The organism is Terrabacter sp. P5_B1 (assembly GCF_056400505.1).
On sequence record NZ_JBFULD010000277.1, the window covers coordinates 1 to 5,687 of the forward strand.

Sequence of the window (5,687 nt, forward strand, 5' to 3'; positions counted from 1 at the left end):
GCCTCGACGCGCGCTCGCAGGGTGTCGTTGAGGCGCTGCGCTCCGAGGGAGCCGCCGGTGACGAGCAGCGTCGGCCACGACGGCTCGAGCCCGAAGTGCGCGAGCGCTTCATCGCGGCGGGCGGCCCGGTCGAGCGTCGCGACCTCGTGCCGCAGCGGCATCCCGATGCGCTGAGCGCCTCGCAGCGAGGTGCTCGCGAACGTCGTCGCGACCGCGGCGGCCCAGCGGGCCCCGAGGCGGTTGGCGATGCCGGCCGTGGTGTTCTGCTCGTGGATGACGATCGGTACGCGCCGGCGCCGCGCAGCGAGGTACGCGGGCGTGCTGACGTAGCCACCGAAGCCGACCACGACCTCGGCGCCCGACTCGTCGATGGCGGCGCCGGCGGCGTCGACAGCGGCTTTGAGCCGACCGGGCAGACGGAGCAGGTCGACGCTCGGGCGCCGAGGGAGGGGCACCTTCGGCACGAACCTCAGGTCATAGCCACGCGCCGGCACGAGGCGCGCCTCCAGACCCTCCTGCGTGCCGAGCGCCGTCACCCGCAGGTCGGGGTGGCGTCGACGCAGGGCGTCGGCGAGGGCCAGCAGCGGGGACACATGACCGGCACTGCCTCCCCCGGCGAGCAGGACGGAGGTGGGCGAGGACAGCGGGATCACCGGCTTCTACGACGTTGCGGGACGGATCGGACGCGGGACGGGAGCACCGCGAGGGAACGACGGACGAGGTTCGGACGCGCGTCGAGCAGCGCCTTGCAGCCGGGTTCGTTGCGCGCGAAGGACAACAGGATGCCAAGGGCCACCAACGTCGTGACGAGCGACGAGCCTCCGGCCGAGACGAGCGGCAGCGGGACCCCGATGACGGGGAAGAGACCGATGACCGCGCCGATGTTGATGATGGCCTGTCCGAGCAGCCACGTCATGATGCCGGCTGCGGCGACACGGACGAAGCGATCCTGGGTGCGGCTGACGAGCCGGAAGCACGCCCACGCCAGGATGCCGAAGAGGACGAGGATCATCAGGGTGCCGGGCAACCCGAGCTCCTCACCGATGATGGCGAAGATGAAGTCGTTGTGGGCCTCGGAGAGCCAGGCCCACTTCTCCTTGGACGCGCCGAGTCCCACGCCCCACCAGCCACCGTCGGCCAGCGCGTAGAGGCCGTGCACCGACTGCCCGCACCACCCGTCGGGGTTGGTGTTGCACGTCGGGTCGAGGAAGTCGGTGATGCGGCTCGTGCGGTTGCTGCTGCCCGTCACGAGCAGTCCGACCCCGATGGCGGCCAGAGCGCCGCCCGCCGCGAAGATGCGCATGGGAGCCCCGGCCACCAGCAGGACCGCTGCGACGACGACGATCACGACCATCGCCGTGCCGAGGTCCTTCCCAGCGAGGATGAGGCCGATGACGAGGAGGCAGAAGGGCACCAGGAAGGGCACGACGACGTGCACGAGACTCGTGATGCGTGCCGACCGGTTGGCGAAGATCGCCGCCCCGACCAGGATGAGGCCCAGCTTCGCGAACTCCGACGGCTGGAACTGGACCGGCCCGATCGCGAGCCAGTTCTGGTTGCCGTTGACGCTGCGCCCGAACGGGATGACTGCCGCGAGGAGCAGGATCGACACGGCGATGACCGGGAAGGCGAGGCGCTTCCACCACCGCACGTCGAGGCGGCTGGCGAATCCGGCCGCGACCGCGCCGACGACCGCGAAGAGGAGTTGGCGGAGGAAGACCGTGTAGGAGGCCTCGTCGGCGAGGAGCGCCTCGACGCTGGAGGCCGAGAACACCATGATCAGGCCGAAGACGACGAGCGTCGAGGTGGCCCCGAGGATGAGGTAGTACGTCGTCAGCGGCGACTCGAGCTTGCCGATGACGGGAAGGGACCGGGACCCCGCCCGGGTGCCCGAGGTGCCGGACGTCCCCGCCTTGTCCTCAGCGGTCGTCGCGCTCACTCCAGCCCCCCGTGTGCCTCCAGATGCCGCCGGACCGCCTCCTCGAAGGCGTCTCCGCGTGCTCCGTAGTTCGTGAACATGTCCATGGACGCGGCAGCAGGCGCCAGCAGCACGACGTCGCCCGGCTGGGCGAGACGCGCAGCCTCCCTGACGACTCGGTCCATGACTCCAGTGTCCGTCTCGGACAGGTCCACGACGGGGACATCCGGCGCGTGTCGGGAAAGGGCCTGGGCGATCTGGTCGCGGTCGGCCCCGATGAGGACGACGCCGCGCAGACGTGAGGCCATCTCCTCGACGAGGCTGTCGACGTCGGCGCCCTTGAGCAGGCCTCCAGCGACCCACACGACCGAGTCGAAGGAGCGGATCGCCGCTGCGGCTGCGTGCGGGTTGGTGGCCTTGGAGTCGTTGACGAACCGGACACCCTTGACCGTCGCGATCTCGGCGATGCGGTGCCGGTCCGGACGGAAGGCGCGCAAGCCGTCCCGGACCGCGAGGGGCCCGACGCCGTACGCACGGGCCAGGGCCGCAGCCGCCAGCGCGTTGGCGACGTAGTGCGGCGCCACCGACGGCGCGTCCCCCCGCAGGTCGGCCAGGGTGCACAGCTCGGCAGCCGAGCGCTGGCGCTGCTCGATGAACGCGCGGTCGGCGAGCACGTCCTCGACGACGCCGACCATCGACGGCGCCGGGATGCCGGTCGTGAACCCGATGGCCCGGCAGCCCTCGACGACATTGGCCTCCATGACGAGCTGCTCGGTCTGGATGTCATCGACGTTGTAGACRCAGGCCAGGTGGGTGTTCTCGTAGATCTTGCCCTTGGTCCTGAGGTACTCGGCGTAGCTGCCGTGCCAGTCGAGATGGTCCGGGGCGACGTTGAGGACCGCGGAGGCGACGGCCGAGATGGACCGCTGCCAGTACAGCTGGAAGCTCGAGAGCTCGACGGCGAGGACGTCGTAGGGCTCGGGGTGGAGCACGGCCTCGAGGAGGGGTGTGCCGACGTTGCCCGCCGACGTGGCCCGGAGTCCCGCGTGGCGCAGGATCGAGGCGAGCATGTTGACGGTCGTCGTCTTGCCGTTCGTGCCGGTGACGGTGAGCCACGGGGCCGCGCCCTCGCGGGCGCGCATGCGCCAGGCGAGCTCGACCTCTCCCCACACGGGTATGCCGGCCGACGCCGCTGCGAGCATGAGCGGGTCGTGCGGCGGCACCCCGGGAGAGGTGACGACGAGCTCGGTCCCCGACGGCGGCTCGACCACGTGCTCCGGGCCGAGACGGACGTCGACGTCGAGGATCCCGAGGATCGCCGCTCGCTCGCGGATCGCCTCGGTCTCGTCGCGGGAGACCGCGACGACGTGCGCGCCGCGGTCGGCCAGGGCGTCGGCGGCCGCGAAGCCGGACACGCCGAGGCCGACGACGAGGACGTGGAGGCCCGACCAGTCGGCGTCGCGGTGGGTCAGCCCCTCGCGGGGCTCGTAGAGCGGGTCGAAGCTCATTGGGAACCCACCACCCATTCAGCGTAGAAGACGCCGAGGCCGAAGGCGGCGAAGAGTCCGGCGATGATCCAGAAGCGGACCACGACCGTCACCTCGTTCCACCCCACCATCTCGAAGTGGTGGTGCAGCGGCGCCATCCTCAGCACCCGTCTACCGGTGGTCTTGAACGACGCGACCTGCGCGACGACCGACAGCGTCTCGAGGACGAACATCCCGCCGAGGATGACGAGGAGGAGCTCGGTGTGGGTCGTGATGGCCAGACCCGCCAGCGCGCCGCCGAGGGCGAGGGAGCCGGTGTCGCCCATGAAGATCTTGGCCGGCGTGGCGTTCCACCAGAGGAACCCGAAGCAGGCACCCATGCCGGCGGCGGCGACCAGCGCGAGGTCGTGCGAGTCTCGCACCTCGTAGCACTTGATCCCCGGGTTGGTCTGGCAGTTCTGGTTGTACGTCCAGATGCTGATGAGGACGTAGGCGCCGAAGACCATCGTCGAGACGCCCGTCGCGAGCCCGTCGAGGCCGTCGGTGAGGTTCACGCCGTTGGACGCGCCGGCGATCATGACGTTGGCGAAGATGACGAAGAGGATCACCCCGACGACGGTGCTGCCCCCGAGGGCCAGGCTGATGTTCGTGTCGCGCACGAACGACACGAGCAGCGAGGCGGGCGTGCGGTACTGCTCGTTCGGGAACTGGAGGGCGAGCCCGGCGAAGATGATGCCGACGAGGGCCTGGCCGACGAGCTTCTGCTTCGACCGGAGCCCGAGGCTGCGTTGCTTGCTGATCTTGATGAAGTCGTCGAGGAAGCCGACGAAGCCCAGGCCAGCGGCGAGGAAGAGCACGAGGAGCCCGCTCGCGGTCGGCGGGTTGAGCGTGAACAGGTGCGAGAAGAAGTACGCGCCCAGCATCGCCGCGAGGATGATGGCGCCGCCCATCGTCGGCGTGCCGCGCTTCGTGTGGTGCGAGGTCGGCCCGTCGTCGCGGATGAACTGGCCGTAGCCGCGCTTGACGAGGAACTTGATGAACAGCGGCGTGCCGAACAACGAGATGAGCAGCGAGAACGACGCTGCCAGCAGGACGCCCTTCACCGAGCGGCCGCCTCTCCGGTGGTGGCGGCGACCGGTGTCGACGCGAGATCGCCGCCCTCGGAGGCGAGCCGGTCGCCGAGCCAGCGCAGCCCGCTGTCCCGGCTCGACTTGAGCAGGACGACGTCGCCCGCGCGCAGTCGCGGGGCGAGCAGGTCGTGGGCCGCATCGGTGTCTGGCACCCAGTGCGAGCCGGGGAACGCGTCGGCGAGCGGCCTGGCGCCGTCGCCGACGGCCACGACGTGGTCGAAGCCGAGCGACGCGGCATACGACCCGACGGCCGCKTGCTCGGCGTCGCCGTCGGGGCCGAGCTCGAGCATGGAGCCGAGGACCGCCCAGCGCTCCCCCACCACGTGCATCGCGGCGACGGCGTCCAGCGCTGCACGCATGGACTCGGGGTTCGCGTTGTAGGCGTCGTTGACGACGACCACCCCGTCGGGGCGGTCGGTGATCTCCATGCGCCAGCGGCTCACCGCCACCGCTGCCTTCAGACCCGCGACCACCTGGTCGAGCGACAGACCGAGCTCGAGCGAGGCAGCCGCGACGGCGAGCGAGTTGCCGACCTGGTGGGCACCGCTCTGCTGCAGCGAGACTCGCGCCGTCCCTTGCGGGCACACGAGGGTGTATGCGGCCCTGCCGCGCTCGTCGAGGGAGACGTCCTCGGCACGCACGTCCGCCTCGGGGGCGAGCCCGAAGAGCTGCACCCTGGAGGCGAGACCCGGGGCCATGGCGGCGACGACGGGGTCGTCGGCGTTGAGGATGGACAGGCCCTCGGCCGGGACGGCGCGGGGCAGCTCGGACTTGGCGCGGGCGATGTTCTCGCGGGAGCCGAACTCGCCGACGTGGGCGCTGCCGACGTTGAGCACGATGGCGACCTGGGGAGGTGCGATGCGCGTCAGGTAGTCGATGTGGCCGATGCCGCGGGCGCCCATCTCGGCGACGAGGAACCGGGTCGTCGGGGTGACGCGGCAGACGGTGAGTGGCACCCCGATCTCGCCGTTGAGCGAGTTGACGGGCGCGACCGTCTCGGCGACCGACGACAGCACGGACGCGAGGAGGTCCTTGACGCTCGTCTTGCCCGACGATCCGGTGACGCCCACGATGCGAAGCTCGGGGGCCCGGTCGACCACGGCTCTCGCGACCCCACCGAAGGCGGTCTGGACGTCGTCGACGAGCACGCAC

Annotated in this window: 5 protein-coding genes; all 5 read right to left on the reverse strand. The window is 70.9% G+C overall.

The annotated features are described in order from the left end of the window. The coding region (locus tag AC1DP0_RS17065; RefSeq protein ID WP_478086583.1) for a UDP-N-acetylglucosamine--N-acetylmuramyl-(pentapeptide) pyrophosphoryl-undecaprenol N-acetylglucosamine transferase at window positions 1-653 on the reverse strand (653 nt) is incomplete at its 3' end. Beyond that, window positions 650-1,939, reverse strand: a complete 1,290-nt coding sequence (gene ftsW, locus AC1DP0_RS17070; protein ID WP_478086587.1) for a putative lipid II flippase FtsW — start codon at window positions 1,937-1,939, stop codon at window positions 650-652. The genes ftsW and AC1DP0_RS17065, both read right to left, overlap by 4 nt. Next, complete coding sequence (gene murD, locus AC1DP0_RS17075; protein WP_478086589.1) at window positions 1,936-3,426, reverse strand: UDP-N-acetylmuramoyl-L-alanine--D-glutamate ligase; 1,491 nt, start codon at window positions 3,424-3,426, stop codon at window positions 1,936-1,938. The genes ftsW and murD overlap by 4 nt, the downstream gene beginning before the upstream one ends. Then, entirely contained in the window at window positions 3,423-4,508 is a 1,086-nt protein-coding gene (gene mraY / locus AC1DP0_RS17080; RefSeq protein WP_478086593.1) for a phospho-N-acetylmuramoyl-pentapeptide-transferase, read from the reverse strand. Before mraY ends, murD begins: the two co-directional genes overlap by 4 nt. Beyond that, the coding region (locus AC1DP0_RS17085) for a UDP-N-acetylmuramoyl-tripeptide--D-alanyl-D-alanine ligase (RefSeq protein WP_478086595.1) at window positions 4,505-5,687 on the reverse strand (1,183 nt) is incomplete at its 5' end. The genes AC1DP0_RS17085 and mraY, both read right to left, overlap by 4 nt.